The sequence below is a fragment of the Bradyrhizobium sp. STM 3557 genome, from assembly GCF_045571465.1.
Taxonomy (GTDB): domain Bacteria; phylum Pseudomonadota; class Alphaproteobacteria; order Rhizobiales; family Xanthobacteraceae; genus Bradyrhizobium.
In genome coordinates this window covers 5,032,427-5,048,051 of record NZ_CP120697.1, presented here as the reverse complement: position 1 = coordinate 5,048,051, position 15,625 = coordinate 5,032,427, and the positions used below count along the sequence as shown (strand labels likewise).

18 protein-coding genes are annotated in these 15,625 nt (G+C 60.3%); 9 read left to right on the top strand and 9 right to left on the bottom strand.

Annotated features, from left to right (window positions below; translation table 11 throughout):
• Positions 1 to 303: 303 nt before the first annotated feature.
• Together P6U24_RS23180 and P6U24_RS23175 are read right to left on the bottom strand one after the other, a co-directional pair.
• Positions 304 to 561 carry a hypothetical protein gene (locus tag P6U24_RS23180; protein ID WP_407154813.1) on the bottom strand — a complete coding sequence of 86 codons (258 nt, stop codon included), beginning with the start codon at positions 559 to 561 and terminating at the stop codon, positions 304 to 306.
• A gap of 154 nt (positions 562 to 715) precedes the next feature.
• On the bottom strand, positions 716 to 973 hold the full coding sequence (locus P6U24_RS23175; RefSeq protein WP_407154812.1) for a hypothetical protein: 258 nt from the start codon (positions 971 to 973) through the stop codon (positions 716 to 718).
• Between the two features lie 16 nt (positions 974 to 989).
• On the opposite strand from P6U24_RS23175, the gene P6U24_RS23170 reads away from it, so the two are divergent.
• Positions 990 to 1,331, top strand: a complete 342-nt coding sequence (locus P6U24_RS23170; RefSeq protein WP_407154811.1) for a RidA family protein — start codon at positions 990 to 992, stop codon at positions 1,329 to 1,331.
• A 134-nt stretch (positions 1,332 to 1,465) separates the two neighbouring features.
• Here P6U24_RS23170 and P6U24_RS23165 read toward each other — a convergent pair whose 3' ends face one another.
• The gene (locus tag P6U24_RS23165) at positions 1,466 to 1,774 is read right to left on the bottom strand and encodes a DUF1330 domain-containing protein (protein ID WP_407154810.1); all 309 of its coding nucleotides are present in this window, start codon (positions 1,772 to 1,774) and stop codon (positions 1,466 to 1,468) included.
• A gap of 242 nt (positions 1,775 to 2,016) precedes the next feature.
• Here P6U24_RS23165 and P6U24_RS23160 point away from each other — a divergent pair, with 242 nt between their 5' ends.
• Positions 2,017 to 2,568, top strand: coding sequence for an isochorismatase family protein (locus P6U24_RS23160; RefSeq protein WP_407154809.1), 552 nt, complete (start codon positions 2,017 to 2,019; stop codon positions 2,566 to 2,568).
• An 88-nt stretch (positions 2,569 to 2,656) separates the two neighbouring features.
• Here P6U24_RS23160 and P6U24_RS23155 read toward each other — a convergent pair whose 3' ends face one another.
• Entirely contained in the window at positions 2,657 to 4,009 is a 1,353-nt protein-coding gene (locus P6U24_RS23155; RefSeq protein ID WP_407154808.1) for a transposase, read from the bottom strand.
• 358 nt (positions 4,010 to 4,367) lie between these two features.
• Here P6U24_RS23155 and P6U24_RS23150 point away from each other — a divergent pair, with 358 nt between their 5' ends.
• Positions 4,368 to 4,853, top strand: a complete 486-nt coding sequence (locus P6U24_RS23150; RefSeq protein ID WP_407154807.1) for a GreA/GreB family elongation factor — start codon at positions 4,368 to 4,370, stop codon at positions 4,851 to 4,853.
• 16 nt (positions 4,854 to 4,869) lie between these two features.
• On the top strand, positions 4,870 to 5,283 hold the full coding sequence (gene rnk, locus P6U24_RS23145) for a nucleoside diphosphate kinase regulator (RefSeq protein ID WP_407154806.1): 414 nt from the start codon (positions 4,870 to 4,872) through the stop codon (positions 5,281 to 5,283).
• Between the two features lie 437 nt (positions 5,284 to 5,720).
• Here the strand turns inward: rnk and P6U24_RS23140 are convergent, their stop codons facing one another.
• Positions 5,721 to 7,073, bottom strand: coding sequence for a transposase (locus tag P6U24_RS23140; protein WP_407154805.1), 1,353 nt, complete (start codon positions 7,071 to 7,073; stop codon positions 5,721 to 5,723).
• An 806-nt stretch (positions 7,074 to 7,879) separates the two neighbouring features.
• Here P6U24_RS23140 and P6U24_RS23135 point away from each other — a divergent pair.
• Entirely contained in the window at positions 7,880 to 8,191 is a 312-nt protein-coding gene (locus P6U24_RS23135; RefSeq protein ID WP_407154804.1) for a hypothetical protein, read from the top strand.
• A gap of 596 nt (positions 8,192 to 8,787) precedes the next feature.
• Here the strand turns inward: P6U24_RS23135 and P6U24_RS23130 are convergent.
• The 4 genes from P6U24_RS23130 to P6U24_RS23115 all read right to left on the bottom strand — a co-directional run bounded on the left by P6U24_RS23130 (position 8,788) and on the right by P6U24_RS23115 (position 11,118).
• Positions 8,788 to 8,991: a hypothetical protein gene (locus tag P6U24_RS23130; protein WP_407154803.1), complete on the bottom strand. Its 204-nt coding sequence runs from the start codon at positions 8,989 to 8,991 to the stop codon at positions 8,788 to 8,790.
• Complete coding sequence (locus P6U24_RS23125; RefSeq protein ID WP_407154802.1) at positions 8,979 to 9,164, bottom strand: hypothetical protein; 186 nt, start codon at positions 9,162 to 9,164, stop codon at positions 8,979 to 8,981. The genes P6U24_RS23130 and P6U24_RS23125 overlap by 13 nt, the downstream gene beginning before the upstream one ends.
• 428 nt (positions 9,165 to 9,592) lie before the next feature.
• A complete protein-coding gene (locus P6U24_RS23120) occupies positions 9,593 to 9,940 on the bottom strand; it encodes a hypothetical protein (RefSeq protein ID WP_407154801.1) in 348 nt (115 codons plus the stop codon).
• Positions 9,941 to 9,945: 5 nt separating this feature from the next.
• On the bottom strand, positions 9,946 to 11,118 hold the full coding sequence (locus P6U24_RS23115) for a cystathionine beta-lyase (RefSeq protein ID WP_407154800.1): 1,173 nt from the start codon (positions 11,116 to 11,118) through the stop codon (positions 9,946 to 9,948).
• Between the two features lie 274 nt (positions 11,119 to 11,392).
• Here P6U24_RS23115 and P6U24_RS23110 point away from each other — a divergent pair, with 274 nt between their 5' ends.
• From P6U24_RS23110 to P6U24_RS23095, 4 genes are all read left to right on the top strand, one after another.
• Positions 11,393 to 12,853, top strand: coding sequence for an FAD-dependent monooxygenase (locus P6U24_RS23110; RefSeq protein WP_407154799.1), 1,461 nt, complete (start codon positions 11,393 to 11,395; stop codon positions 12,851 to 12,853).
• Positions 12,854 to 12,923: 70 nt separating this feature from the next.
• The gene (locus tag P6U24_RS23105) at positions 12,924 to 13,202 is read left to right on the top strand and encodes a VOC family protein (RefSeq protein WP_407160559.1); all 279 of its coding nucleotides are present in this window, start codon (positions 12,924 to 12,926) and stop codon (positions 13,200 to 13,202) included.
• A 281-nt stretch (positions 13,203 to 13,483) separates the two neighbouring features.
• Positions 13,484 to 14,203 (top strand): DUF3658 domain-containing protein, encoded by a 720-nt coding sequence (locus P6U24_RS23100; protein WP_407154798.1) that lies wholly within the window; start codon positions 13,484 to 13,486, stop codon positions 14,201 to 14,203.
• Positions 14,204 to 14,251: 48 nt separating this feature from the next.
• Positions 14,252 to 15,438, top strand: a protein-coding gene (locus tag P6U24_RS23095) for an IS3 family transposase (RefSeq protein WP_407154797.1) whose coding sequence is annotated in 2 segments (ribosomal slippage) — positions 14,252 to 14,504 and positions 14,504 to 15,438 — 1,188 coding nt in all. Because the reading frame shifts where the segments join, the coding sequence is not laid out codon by codon here.
• Positions 15,439 to 15,625: the final 187 nt, after the last annotated feature.

The window sequence follows — 15,625 nt, the reverse complement described above, 5'->3', positions numbered from 1 at the left end:
CTCCGCTTTCTCTTTTTGTTTTGCGCTGGTTATTGTATGCCGAGCACACTGCGCCAAAGTCACTCGCCGATAGGATACCCCTTGTTCCGCGTGTAGGTAATTCCATTCTTGTCGAACTCAGGCCGCAGGCCATCTGGGGTCAAGGCGGCTTGTTCCGTTTGCGCCAGTTCCTCCCACGATTGCCTGTCGGATGCCTGCCGGGCGCGGCGCGCTCCTCGGAAGTGATGTCCAGAGTATTTGCGGCAGCATTACTGGCGCATTCGTGCGTCGCACCATTCGCTACGGCGGCGCGCCAGCCGCTTTTCAGCTGTCAGCCGCCCGTGCCAGCAAGATCCGTGAAGAGCCGTCAGATCGCTGCTTGCGACGCACCGTCGAATATGTACAGCCGGTCGGGTTCAGGGCGAGGCGAAGCTGGTCACCGACTTCGGCCCGAACCGTCGGTTCTACCGCGCCCGTCACCGGGCCGACCTTCAGGTCCAAGAGTATCTCCGACCCGAGCTTCTCGTCGACCTCGACGACGGCATCGAAGGCGAGATCTGCTGGGTCACTGCTGGACGCCACGCGCAAATCCTCCGGACGTATTCCAAATGTGACGTGCCTTCCATATGCTTTGCGCAGGCGGCCCGTGACCTCGGCCGGCAGCTTGACATGGATACCTTCGTTGTGAGCCCACACGGGTCGGCAGGGGCAGCGGCGATCGTCACCGTCGCGAAATTCATCGCGGGCGGGCCAATGGAGCCGGCAAGAAGCGGTTGGTGCGCATTGTGGAGCTCGAGCGGCTCGCTGACCTGCTGAATGACACACCATCTCTCATGACGACGGCGCGATCGCCGAGTGTCATCGCTCCGATCTGATCGTGGGTCACGTAGACGGCAGTGATGCCGAGGCGAGCGTGGATCTTCTTGATCTCCACCCGCGTCTGGACGCGCAGCTTGGGGTCGAGGTTCGATAGCGACTCGTCGAACAGGAACACTTTCAGATGCCAAACGATGCGCGGCCATGATGCTGCACATATTTCCGGCCAAGTGGCTTGGGACTTGGATCGAAATATCATCGGTATCGGTGACATCGGACGCCAAGTCGAGAAAAGCTTAGAAAACCTCAGTGCTGCCCTAATATCCGTCGGCGCCACACTCGATGACGTCGGATCGTTACGACTTTACATCAGGCAATCTCATATCCACCAGGGCGACGCCATCACCCGCGCGCTCAAGGCGGCATTTGGCGATAATCCACCATGCGCAACCTGGATCGGGGTGGCGAGCCTTGCCAAAGATGAGTTCCTCGTAGAGGTCGAGCCCTCAGTTGTGTTCCTGCCCCGAACAGCGTGACCACACATCACGAAGCGACGAGCGTTCGACGTCTGCAACGGGGGCCATCAGCCGACATCAGCCTGCCAACCAGGGTGGCCTCACTGAGGTGGGTGGCGCCTCTCGGCGCGTCGAAAGGCGCGCGGGAGAGGCGATCAGTGCGTCGGCTGCGGCCCGTCGTAGCCTTCGATTACGATGATGTCGATGTCTACGGCGCCCGCGCGCAGTGCCCTCGCCTTGGTGTATTCTGGTGAGCGGTAGCAGGCGAGCGCGGTTTCGTAGTCCTTGAACTCGATCACGATGTTGCGGTCGCGCGCCTTACCCTCCACCGCCTCGAAGGTGCCGCCTCGCACCCGGAATTTCGCGTCGTATTTGCGGAGTACCGCCTCGAGGGCGGGGCCGTAGACTTTGGTGTATTCGGGTTTGATCACATCGATGCGCCCGATCCAGTACCCCTTCGGCATGTTGCCCTCCTCATCTTTGCATTCTCAAAATCAAAAGGGGACTGGGGTTAAATTGCTCTGCGGTGCCGATGGTTCCGTCGGGTTGACGACACCCGTGGGCTTGAGGTAACGGCCGCGGCGGGGCCGGGCTAATTGAGCGTCGAGTTCCGTTCAGGGCCACTTCCGGACTATGCGCGCAATGCTGCCAATTTGCTCAGTCCCTGCTACAAAACATGCAACGATCTCCATGCAGGCGCTTGCTTATGGACACTCTCATCGTGGTCGACATGCAGGTTGGACTGCTGAACGGCGCACCCAAGTACAATCTGCTGCGCGTCATCGAACGCATCAATTTGCTCTGCGAGAGGGTACGGAATGAAGGTGACAGAGTGATTTGGATCAGGCACTGCGGCAACGCTGGAGACGTGTTTGAGCGCGGCACGCCCGGTTGGGAGTTCCTTCCCGACCTGATCCGAAACGAGGCTGATTTTGTTGTCGAAAAAACATTGAACGATCCGTACGTCGGGACATCTCTGGCGGACACGTTGGCTCGAATACGCCCGAGGCGTGTACTCGTCACAGGTTGGGCGACAGACTTTTGCGTCGACGCGACTGTCCGCTCGACGATTTCCCACGATTACCATGTGGTAGCAGTCAGTGACGCTCATACGCTCAGTGACCGACCTCATCTACCTGCGACGGCCGTCATTGCACATCACAACTGGGTTTGGAGCGGCTTAATTGCCAATAATTCTGTTCGTGTTCTGACAACCGGCGAAATACTTGCCGAGCGAATGTCTGCACCGGTGGTGTGAAGTCGCCTTTGGACCGATTCCGTTGAAAAAGTCGGCAGTAGTTTCGTCGTGAACGTCCGCTGTTCGCGGACGAATTGGCTTGGTGGGGTCACGCGGGCGTTGATGCGGGCATCGGGATCAGCTTGGCCATCTTACGAAGGTTCTGAGCAGTGGCTGCGAGGGTGAACTCGTCACGTGCGCCGTTCGGCCCTCTTAGTCTCAACCGATCCAGCTTGAGAATGCGCTTGAGATGCGCGAACAGCATCTCGATCTTCTTGCGGAGCCGGCGTGAAGTGCGGCCTTCCCATGAGCTTGCGATCTCGCGCGCCATGTCGCGAGCGCCCTCGTAGATCGAGCGTGGTACTTTCCGGGCCGGGGTGTTGGGACAACACCTGCTTTTCAGAGAGCATGCTTGACAATCGTGCTTGCTCGCGCGGTAGAGGATCGTCCTATCGTCGTTCACCGGCCTCCCTGTGGTGGTGAGGGTTTTGCCATCGGGGCAGCGATAGACGTCCGCAGCATAGTCGTAGGTGAAGGCCTCGCGCGAGAAAGTCCCGTCGGTGCGGGCCGACTTGTCGAAGACGGTCACGTGCGGCTCGATCCCGTGCTGGTAGACCAACCACCCGAGCATCTCAGCGGAGCCATAGGCACTGTCGCCGAGAAGCCGGCTTGGATAAAGATCGAACCTTTCGAGTGAACGCTCAATCATGCGCTTGGCGGCCAACACTTCTGCTTGGCGGATCGCCGTGGTCGCCTCGACATCGACGATGATCGCATTCTCGACATCGACCAGATAGTTCGTCGAGTAGGCGAAGAAGGCTTGGCCGCCGTGCGCTCCCGTCCAGCGTGCCGCTGGGTCGGAGGGCGACACAAACTTGGGCGTGACCTCCGTCGCGGCGCCGAACGCGACATCATCAAGAACAGCAAGATATTCATCGATCGCTCGGCTGGCAGCCTCCGGTGGAAGCCCCTTGTCGCCTTCGATGCCCTTCTGCCGATTGGCATCCGCCTTGATCAGGCTCGCGTCGACCGCGAATCCTTCGCCGCCGACCAGGCGCTCCCGGATGCACCGGCGCAAGACGGCCTCGAACACGCGGCGGAAGAGATCGCTCTCACGGAAGCGGCCGTGCCTGTTCTTCGAGAACGTCGAGTGATCAGGGACAGTCCCGTCCAGACCCAGACGGCAAAACCAGCGGTATGCCAGATTGAGGTGGACTTCGTCACAGAGCCGCCGTTCCGATCGGATGCCGAAGCAATAGCCGATCAGGAGCATCCTGATCATCAGCTCCGGATCGATCGAGGGCCGCCCGATGTTGCTGTAGAACGGTGCCAACTCCCGTCGCAGGTCCTCCAGGTCGACGAACCTATCGATCGACCGCAGGAGGTGGTCGGCTGGGATGTGCCTTTCTAGCGAGAACTCATAGAACAACGCAGCCTGTTCGACTTGCCGATGCCCCATCATGATCTTCAGTCCTGCCAACTAGACAGACTGAATCATCGATATCTCTGCGTCGCAACTGCCGACTTTTTCAACGGAATCGACCCCAAACGGACATTGACCAATCCTAACAACTCTCTCCCCACGGGTGTGCTCTTTAGTCGCGTTACAGGAACAGCGGAAGGTCCTATGGTGACCGTGACATGATCCACGTCCTCGACATCGATCCGCGCATTGCGCGGCGTTGCTTGCACGCCGGACGGCTCCAAACAGGAGCTTAGCCGGACGGTAGTTGGTGCCGTCCGGATTACCCCCTTCGTTCATCAAACGGACTTGGTGTGTGGCTCTCCCGCGAGGAGGAGCCCAAACAAGGAGGCATGTCGTGAACAACCGCTTTTTCCCGAACGTCACTCTTCCGGCGTCCGACCTTCGCCGCTTGGAACAGCTCGCGCGGGCGGGCGCAGATCAAGGCGACGTGGACGCACGTTTTCTGTTGAGCGAGATCAACCGTGCGGAAGTAGTCCCTGATCGCGCAGCCAGACTGGACTGCATCGTCACCATGGGTTCGTGGGTGACGTTCTGGATCACCTGGGGCTTCCCCCGTGAGACAAGGCAACTGGTGTACCCCGAAGACTACACGTCCGAGAGCACTCAAATCCCCGTGATGTCGTCGTTGGGCGCAGCGTTGGTCGGGCTGAGGGTCGGAAGCGAAATCCCCTTCTTCACCGCTGGGCGCACCAACGTCGTCAAGGTCGAACGTGTCAGCCGAGGTGGTCCGAACGATGTTGTCGGGGTTCTGTTTCGCAATCCGGAGGTCAAGGGCAAGAAGCTCTTTGATGACGGTGATCCGGGACCAACAGCCGCTTAGGAAAGGAGAGAAGGTAATGAGCAAGACCAATCGCAAAGGCAAACCTGAAATCGTGTTGCCACCCATCACTGTGATAGAGGATGAGGCGCGGCGTCTCAACGCTCTGGCCAGTTCGAGCGCGGTGCTCTTCCCGCGCGTGGCCCATTTCCTTGCACAGGAGATAGAGCGTGCAAGCGTGGTGGCGAACAATTCCGATCTCCGCGGCGTAGTCCGCATGGGCTCGCGGGTCCGGTATTGCGATGACAAGACGGGTGAGGTCCGGGACGTGGTATTGGTTTATCCACACGAAGCGGACATAACGCTAAAGCGCGTCTCGGTTCTTACGCCGGTGGGAGCTGCGTTGATCGGCCTCTCGGTTGGCCAAACCATTGAGTTTCAAACCCCGGGCCACAACAAGCGGTCGTTGACGGTGCTAGGCGTGTCCAACTGAAGGAGGCGTTGACGTGCGCGACGTTTCAACCAGACAGGCCGCCTTAACAGTCATCGGTATCACCATCGTTTTGGCTGCCGTGTTCTATCTTGCGACCTTCTTCAAGGCTTGAAGGTCCAACCTCTGGGGGGCGGCCCCTCTCGGCCTATGATCGAGCTGGGGCACCCCCAACCGCGGGGTACTGCGACACGATTGCGTCGATGACGCACCTGTTGTGTCGGCGCTGCTCAGCCACGCGGATCGGATTATCGAGATGAACCAGCGCGACCTCCCCATCGCAGTCCGCGATGTGTGCTGACCATTCGCCGACGAGGTCGATCAAATGGTGGTTCTCGCTGCACTGCATGAGTCCGGTTGTGGCCGATTCCGTTGAAAAACTCGGCAGTAGTTTCGTCGTGAACGTCCGCTGTTCGCGGACGAATTTGGTTTGGTGGGGTTCACGCGGGCGTCGGTGGGGACATCGGGATCAGCTTGGCCATCTTACGAAGATTTTGAGCAGCTGCAGCGAGGGTGAACTCGTCACGTGCGCCGTTCGGTCCTCTCAGTCGCAGCCTATCCAGCTTGAGAATTCGCTTGAGATGCGCGAATAGCATCTCGATCTTCTTGCGGAGCCGGCGTGAAGTGCGGCCTTCCCATGAGTTCGCGATCTCGCGTGCCATGTCGCGTGCGCCCTCGTAGATCGAGCGCGGCACTCTTCGTGCCGGGGTGTTGGGGCAACACCTGCTTCTTAGAGAGCAAGCTTGACAATCGTGCTTGCTCGCACGGTAGAGGACCGTCGTATCGTTGTTCACCAGCGTCCCCGTAGTGGTGAGGGTTTTGCCAGCGGGGCAGCGATAGATGTCCCCAGTATGGTCATAGGTGAAGGCCTCACGCGAGAATGTCCCGTCGGTGCGGGCCGACTTGTCGAAGACGGTCACGTGTGGCTCGATCCCGTGCTCGTAGACCAACCACCCGAGCATCTCAGCGGAGCCATAGGCGCTGTCGCCGAGAAGCCGGCTTGGATAAAGATCGAACCTTTCGAGTGAACGCTCGATCATGCGCTTGGCGGCCAACACTTCCGCCTGGCGGATCGCTGTGGTTGCCTCGGCATCGACGATGATCGCGTTCTCGACGTCGACCAGATAGTTCGTCGAGTAGGCGAAGAAGGCTTGGCCGCCGTGCGCTCCCGTCCAGCGCGCCGCCGGGTCAGAGGGCGACACAAACTTGGGCGTAACCTCGGTCGCGGCACCGAACGCGACATCATCAAGAACGGCCAGATACTCGTCGATCGCTCGGCCCGCAGCCTCTGGTGGAAGCCCCTTGTCGCCTTCGATCCCCTTCTGCCGATTGGCATCCGCCTTGATCAGGCTCGCATCGACTGCGAACCCTTCGCCGCCGACCAGGCGCTCCCGGATGCAGCGGCGCAAGACGGTCTCGAACACGCGACGGAAGAGATCGCTCTCACGGAAACGGCCGTGCCTGTTCTTCGAGAACGTCGAGTGATCGGGAACAACTCCATCCAGACCCAGTCGGCAAAACCAGCGGTATGCCAGATTGAGGTGGACTTCATTACAGAGCCGCCGTTCCGATCGTATGCCGAAGCAATAGCCGACCAGGAGCATCCTGATCATCAGCTCCGGATCGATCGAGGGCCGCCCGATGTTGCTGTAGAACGGTGCCAATTCCCGTCGCAGGTCCTCGAGGTCGACGAACCTATCGATCGACCGCAGGAGATGGTCGGCTGGGATGTGCCTTTCTAGCGAGAACTCATAGAACAACGCAGCCTGTTCGACTTGTCGATGCCCCATCATGACCTTCAGTCCTGCCAACTAGACAGACTGAATCATCGATATCTCTGCGTCGCAACTGCCGACTTTTTCAACGGAATCGGTCAAAATGCGAAACACTCGACCCGAGCAATTCGCGGCCGCTGACCTCCCCAGAGCGGACCTCAAAGCCGAGGGCACGCTACTTCGCAAATGGGCCAACAGCCGACTTACCTTGCTCTCAGCAATGGGCTTATTTCGCTAGCGTCTGTGATGCCGAGCATCCGTCCAAGTTCCAACGCGCGGGGCAAGACCCAAAACGGAGAGTCTGGATCGAAAGGCGCCGACTCGCCCGTCAAATTGTAGAGTGTCTTGGCGCAAATCTCTTCGAAGGCATATTGAGCCAGAGCCAGCTGATCGTCGCGTTTTCCTGCCGCGAGAGTCTTCTTCCTGATCTCGGTAAATAGGGCGTGCGCCTGCTTGCGGCGGGACTTATCGTTCGCCAACGCGATCAGCTTTCGGAGTGTTTCCTTGTCCTCGCACCGCCCCTCAAAGAGCGTAAGCGGTGCTAATATGGCCGCGATTATGTCCCCATTCATGCAGAGACCTTAGCGCACTTCAAAGATGGCTCAAATGGGTCAAAAGCCACCTTCCGTCCCGCCGTGGGTCACTTCCGGCCCCGGGTGCGGATATCGGCCGCGCCGGTCGAAAGGTCCGGGTGGGCCCAATAGGCGACATTGTGCGAACCCCACCTGATCCCAAGAACGTGCTTTTCGACACTAGCGATTGGAACTGGAAACCTTGTGAAGTTCGCGCGTTTAGCGAACCGGAGCAGGCGGTGGAGGAGAAGCATGCGAAAAGCAATTCTCGCGTTGACCGTAGTTGCCGGAAGCGCAATTACCTTCCAAGCAACGGCCCAACAGGCCGCACCCAGTCCGCAAACCAAGGAGGAGATGCACCGTGATGTAGACAAAGGGCTCAAGTCTGAGCAGCCCAACGAGCAGATGCAGCGTGATGCGGACAAAGGGATCAAGACCCGCAACTCCGGACAGTCCGGATACGTCGCCGACCAAGAAAAGCCGGGCGCTTCTGCGCATCCTCCGGGCCAACCGGGAAGTGAGCAGACCACCGGTTCGGGTAGCCAGACCGGCACTCCGAAATAGAACGCTTGGCGATGCGCCTTGCGTCGGTGGCGCGCACAGAGTGGCCGCCGCACACTTCGCGTTCCGGTCTGTTTAAGCCTGTCAAACCTAGCCGCCGACCAAATGCCCGTTCCGGGTTAAAACGGTCTTGCAGCTCTTCGATTGCCCGCTTCCGGTTGAGCCCCAACCACCGCCGAGGCTGACCGGGAGGTCCGAGATGGGTCAAAATGCGAAACACTCGACCTGAGCAATTCCGGTCCGCTGACCACCCCAGAGCAGACCTCAAAGCGAAGGCGCAGCACTTCGCAAATGGGCCACTGCCGGACTCATGCATTGCAACAAATTGCGGCGTGTTCGATCAGTCATCGGGCACAAGCCGCGCCGGGCTCATTCGGGCAGTCTCACTTTTCGAAGGCCCTCAATCGCAACTTCGAGTGTGATTGCCCGCCACGAGCGATGAACGCAGATATCGGCTGTTGTCGCTCGAAAGCGCAATTCTACTGAACCGCGCCGCCAAGAGCGTCGCGCCGGTCGAGCAGGCTGCAAGATTCGCCTTGCAGACGTCAGGGCCAAGGGACCGAATCCTTGACGGGCGGCTCCGGGTCCGATGCGGCCGGTCAGCGCTTCCTGGTTACCCAGGCCATGAACGCACCGGTCGCATCCGCCCCGATGGCAATGCGCCCGAAATCGGGTACGTCGAACGGCTGCCGGACGATCCTGCCGCTATTTCTCTCGATCTCGGCAACGCGCCGGTCGACGTCGTCGACTTCGAGATAGCTCAGCCAGTGCGGCGGATCGCCATCGGGAACTATTCCGCGCATTCAAGGATGCCGGCCACCGGCTTGCCCTCCGCCTTGGCGATCCAGTAGGTGCGGTCCCGGTCCGGCATCGGCATGCCCTCGAACGCCCAGCCGACGGTCGCGGCATAGAACGCCTTGGCCGCCTCGACATCCTGCGTGTAGAGCTCATTCCAGACGAAGATTCCGTGAGTCATGGCGTCCTCCGTGGCATTGGGCTTGACCAGCGCCGCCGGCGAAACCCGATCCGGAGCCAACTCGGCAGCGCGCATCCAGAGGACGAACGAAACCTCGCAAGCCCGACAGCGGGCGTCAAATGTTGCCCTTCGCCCAGACTCCATCTCATCGCGCAGGCGAGCACGGCAATAGGCGCCACGTCAGCTCAGGGTCAAGATGCGAAACGCTCGACCGGAGCAATTCCGGTCCGCTGACCACCTCAGAGCGGACCTTAAAGCGGCGGCTCGCCACTTCGCCGATCGGGAAGGTCGAAACGAAACTATCGCTGTACGGTTCTATTAAGCCGCCGCATGCAAAAAGCGGTACGCTATGAGCTGCGGGCTATGACAAACGGCTGGCTTAGATGAAGTATGCACAGAGGGTAGTACTCCACGCACCGCCTTGGGATTCATCGAAACTTACGGCCTTCGTTGAACACTGCATCCAAGGCGGAGTTGTATTGGTCTGCGTTACTGGACCAGACTGCCGCAGAGTGGAGGATGTTATTGATGAGTTGGTTGTCGGTATCGGTGATGATCCGAGCCGATTCATAAACACGACTTCGCATCCAGGCGCGTCGATTGACGAAGTGAGATCGTTTGCGGAAGCTTGGACTGTGAACGTCGATACAACTCTGCCGGTACAGGTAGTCACGCTGTAGCGGCTCTGTGGCCGCAACCATCTCGATGCTATCGATACATGTCTGCTTCGGGTCCAAAAGCTGCCCTCCGGCCCCGGCCACTTTCGTTGGCTTCATTGCGCTCAGCTGGCGAGTGCTTGTTTGAGATCGTCGATGAGATCCTCTGTCTTCTCCAAACCGATGTTCAGCCGTACCAGACGTGCTCCATAGGATCTCGCATTCGAGCCGTTTGCCGGGTAGGCCATGACCAGACTGGTCGTTCCGCCCCAACTATACCCAATACGAAAGAGCCGAAGCGCATCAACGAAGCGGGCAACGCGCGTCGCATTCCATTCTTCTGCGAACACGATCGAGAACACGCTCGCGGAGCCGGTAAACTGGCTTGCCCATATCTCGTGACCCGGGCAGTCTGGAAAAGCCGGATGCAGAACCCGGGCGACTTCCGGCTGTTCCTTCAGCCATCGGGCGATAACCAGGGTGGAGCGCTCGAGGGCGTCAAGGCGGACGGCCAGCGTTTCGAGACCGCGCAACGCTAAGGCGCAGTCGTCGGGGGAAACCGCAAGCCCGAGCAGCCTGTGCACGGGACCTACCCGTTCGTAAGCTGCCGCGTCCCGGACCGAGACCGCGCCGAGCAGCAGGTCGCTATGGCCGCCGACATACCTGGTGAGCGCCTGGACCGACACGTCCACTCCGGCGGCGAAGGCATCGAACAGGATGCCGGCGGCGTAAGTGTTGTCGAGCGCGACGGGCACGCCGCGGGCATGAGCGGCTGCGACGATGGCCGGCACGTCCTGGACCTCCATCGTGATGGAGCCCGGGCTCTCGCACCAGACAAGACGGGTCTCGGGCCGGATCAGGCGCGCCAGGTCGCCGCCGATCATCGGTGGATATGTTTCGACGGAGATGCCCAAGCCTTCAAGAAGCCCAGGGCCTAACTCCTTGTTCGGCCCGTAGGCGCTCTCGGGCACGAGAACATGCGATCCAGCGGTGCAGAACGCGAGATAGACAAGGACGAGGGCCGCCTGTCCGCCCGGGACAACAAAACTATGCTGGGCGCCTTCGATATCCGCGATCCGAGCGCCGAGTTCGAGCACAGTCGGCGTTCCATAGAGGCCGTAGGTGTATCGTCCAGATCGCCAGTCGTCCTGCGCGTCCGCCAGGCGCTCGAACACCACTGTCGACCCGCGGTGAACGGCAGGCACCAATGAGACAAAACCGCCCGGCGCCTCGACGTCTGGCTGGATAAGGCGCGTGCGCCAGTCTCGTCTGTTCCGTGATCGCCCGCGATTTTCCATCGGCTCCCCTTGGTCGAGACTATCTCGGCGTCATCCTGAGGGCCGCATCAGATCAGGTATCGGCTGGCCATATATGGGGTATCGGCTAGCACACATTGCGGTGGAGCAGGTCGACATCAGAACTGATAGTGCAAGCTCGGAACGGCACCGATGTTCGAAGCGCGGTACGAGGCCGCACGCCGCTCTCCCAGTTTAAAGATATGGCCCGCAAGCCACTTGCTTCAAGTCCCCGGACACACTGTAGAACCGGCCCCTGTCGATTTCCGAGGTGGCAATGACGGTACAAGGACATGAAGTGATCATCGCCGGCGCCGGGCCGACCGGGATGATGCTGGCCGGTGAGTTGGCCCTGGCGGGTTTGGATGTTGCGATCATCGAACGTCGGCGCAATCAGGATGTCGAGGGCTCCCGAGCCAGCGGCCTGCACCCGCGCGCCATAGAGATTTTGGACCAGCGAGGCATCGCGGACAGGTTCCTTGCGCAAGGGAAGAAGCACTACGCTGTCGCGATCGCCGGCATGATCGTCGATGCCAGCGACCGTTCGACCCGCCACAATTACACGCTCGGTATTTGGCAGGAGAAGATCGAGCGCGGGCTCGCCGACTGGATCTCCGAGCTTGCCGTCACGCTCTACCGCGGATGCGAACTGGCGACCTTCGTCGATAGCGGAGAATACGTCGAGATCAACATGACGGACGGGCGGACGCTCCGCTGCAGCTACCTGGTTGGCTGCGATGGTGGACGCAGCCGCGTGCGCAAGACGGCGGGCATCCGATTTCCCGGATCCGAACCCCAGACAAGTTATCTGATTTTCGAAGCCGCCATGGCCGACGATCCTCCCCTTGGTATCAGATATGGCGAGCGCGGCCTGTATGCCCTTGGACGGTTCGACGACGGCCCCCGGGTGCGCGGTGTCGCAACAGAAACGCGACTGGAGCGGGGGGAAAGCCCTAATGAGGACGACCTCAAGGTTGCGCTCGCGGCTGGCTACGGATCGGATCTGGGTGTCAATGAGGTTACGTGGGTGTCGCGGTTCACCGATGCGGCGCGGCAGGCAGCGGTCTATCGAAAGGGACGCATCCTGCTGGCAGGCGATGCCGCACATGTCCATTCGCCTGTCGGAGGGCAGGGCTTGAATGTTGGCATGCAGGACGCCGTCAATCTCGGGTGGAAGCTGGCGCAGGTCGTAAAGGGGATATCATCCGAGGCCCTCCTCGCCACCTATCACGAGGAGCGACACCCGATCGGAGCGGCGCTGCTCGAGCAGACGCTGGCGCTTACCGCACTGAACCGTGGCGATGATCGCACGACCGCGCTCCGTGGGCTTGTAGCCAAGCTCATGCAGATGGATGAACCAAGGAAATGGCACACCGCGACCATGTCGGGCCTGGACGTCCGATATGGTGAAGAGGGGACCCATCCTCTGCTTGGTCGCCGCATGCCCGATTTGGACATCAGCACCGGCGAGGGGCCCACTCGCATATTCGAGCTCCTGCACGAAGCGCGACCGGTGCTGGTCAACTTCGGGACGCCAGGCTCGCTCTCAGTTGATCGATGGGGCCGCCACGTCCGGCTGGTCGATGCGCGTTTTGAGGGTGTGTGCGAACTGCCGGTGATCGGCGCGGTACCATCCCCGCCCGCCGTGCTCATCCGTCCTGACGGGCATGTCGCGTGGGTCGGAGACGGAACTGATACTGGTTTGATAGACGCGCTAGGAACGTGGTGTGGAGACTAGAGGCAAGCCGGACTAGCTCCGAACGAACTCAGTCAGGAGATAAAAATACTGGGGAACGCAAGGGGTAGCAATTCGCCTTCCCGCCAAGGATCTGGATCGGGCGCGGGCATTTTATTCCGAGAAACTCGGCCTCGATCCGGTCGAACGGCGCGAAGGTGGACTGCGCTACGTGTGCCCAAAGGGCGAGTTCGCAATATACGTCTCGGCCGGAGCGCGATCCGGCGCCGCCCCTATTGACGCGATCGACCGATATCCGACTCCAACAAGCTTAAGATACGCTGGGACTTCCGTATTGCCCGGCGCCGCAATAGTCTCTTGCGCCATCACATTCTCCATACAGCGCGGATAGGCATCGAGCGTCGCCTAGTCCATTACAGCCTTCTCGTCTGCAGTCCACGATGACTACAATGGGTCACAAGCGGCCTATCGGTCCTCGGATTGCAGACTGCCGGTGATGCCCGAGAGCGGACATCCTCAGCGTCCGCGGGGAAGGTCAGGAACGAGCCACAAACGGACGTGATCTCTTTCATTTTTCTTTACCAGCTTTCGACTGTGACACTGTGCATATCGTAACTGTTCGGCATTCTAGGGCTAGAGAACGGCGTCATTCGAGAAGAGGGAGGCCCCGCTGTGGCTGCCTCGATGCTTCATATCGTGTTCAATCCGTCCGCGGCGGCTAGCCTGCGCGATGCACTACAACAGGCAGGCCGCGACGAACGTGTGATCAGCCTATTCGACTGCCTCAGCTTCGGTCCGATCAACCCGCCTGATCCCGAGGTGCGCTGGAAGTGGGTGGAAGAGGAACTGGGCTATTCAGGCTGGGAAAAGGTCGTCGGCGAAGCAACCTCCTTTTGGCACGAGGCGCTTTCAATCAGCAATCGAAGGATCGCGTGGCTGTCGCGGCGGTCCGCCCAAGAGTATGCTGGTTTCCTCGAATGGTTGTGGCGGCTTGGTGAAGAACCAATCGAGGTTGTCGATCTCACCGATGTCGTGGTCGCGGGAAGCAGGAATGGGTCGACCAAGCCACACTTGGCCATTAGCCTCGGATTGTTGCCTCCACACGAAATTCTCGAAAACGACCTGCTCGACCGCATTGAAATACTCACGTCGGCCTTACACGCTCAGTATCGAGAGTTGTGGGGACGCCTTAGAGCCGAAGATGCGCCATTGCGTATCCTCAGTGAAGGTGAACTTGTATCCGCGCCGCTTTCATTTTTTGATCCGCTCCTGTTGTCGTGCGCGACACTCGAATGGCAAAAGGCCGCGAGGGTTATCGGAGGAGCTCTCCTGGAGAGCTCGACCGCGTCGCTGCTACAAATCGGCGATTTGGTCCTGTTGACCTGCCCCTGAGAATTTCCTCCAGGAGGAGTTAGAGTCCGGCCTGACGAGGACGGACAGATGAAGCGAGCACGGTTCACGGAAGAGCAGATCATCGCGGTGCTGAAGGAGCACGAGGCCGGCGCCAAGACGGCCGATCTGGCTCGGAAGCATGGGATCTCGGAAGCGACGTTTTACAACTGGAAGGCTAAATACGGCGGCATGGACGTCTCCGAGGCCAAGCGGCTGAAGGCGCTGGAGGAGGAGAACACGAAGCTGAAGAAGCTTCTGGCCGAGCAGATGCTTGATGCGGCGGCGCTCCGTGAGTTGTTGTCAAAAAAATGGTAGGGCCCGCCGCCAAGCGCGCCGGCGTCGCGCACCTGAAGGCCAAGATGGGCCTGTCGGAACGGCGGGCCTGTTCGATCGTGGGAGCGGACCGGACGATGATCCGCTACTGCTCTTGCCGGCCACCGGATACTGAGCTTCGTGCCCGGCTGCGTGAGCTTGCCAATGAACGCCGCCGGTTCGGCTATCGGCGACTGTTCATTTTGCTGCGGCGGGAAGGCGAGCCATCGGGGATCAACCGTGTCCACCGGCTCTATCGGGAAGAAGGGCTCGCCGTGCGTAAGCGTCGGACCCGTCGCAAGGCAGTTGGCGTCCGGGTGCCGATCCTTCTGGAAACGAGGCCGAACGCGCGCTGGTCCCTGGACTTCGTCTACGACCAGTTCGCCAACGGTCGGCGCTTCCGTGTCCTCAACATTGTCGACGACGTCACCAAGGAATGCCTGGGTGCGATCCCGGACACGTCGATCTCCGGACGGCGGGTGGCCCGGGAATTGACGGCGATCATCGCGCGGCGTGGCAAGCCGGGCTCGATTGTTTCCGACAACGGCACCGAGTTCACCTGCAACGCCATGCTGGCCTGGTGCAAAGAAACCAGCATCGACTGGCACTTCATTGCGCCGGGTAAGCCGATCCAGAACGCCTTCGTCGAGAGCTTCAACGGACGCATGCGCGATGAGTTCTTGAACGAGACGCTGTTCTTCGACCTCAATGATGCCAGGACCAAGATCGCGGCATGGATCGCCGACTACAATGGCGATCGCCCGCACTCGTCGCTGAGATACCTCACGCCGGCGGCCTACGCCGCCACATTCACCGCAACGGACGATCGGCTGCGCAATCCCGGCCAGCTCCGCCGATCGCCCGTTGCTCCACCCGCGCCAATCGGCGTACAAAACCCTGAGACTCTAACTGCTACTGGATGAAAGTTCGGTGGCAGGTCACTGTGCGCGCGTGCCCGCGCGCTCGCCGGCGCTGGCGATCTGGATTCTCGGGGAGACCTGTTTGACATTCACAATAGTGAACTGCGGTTGCCGAACACCCAGCTTCACCCTGGCAGCTGAGGCGGGCTGACGTCTGCGGTGGGTCAAAGGCGACCTTGGGGTCCGCCCG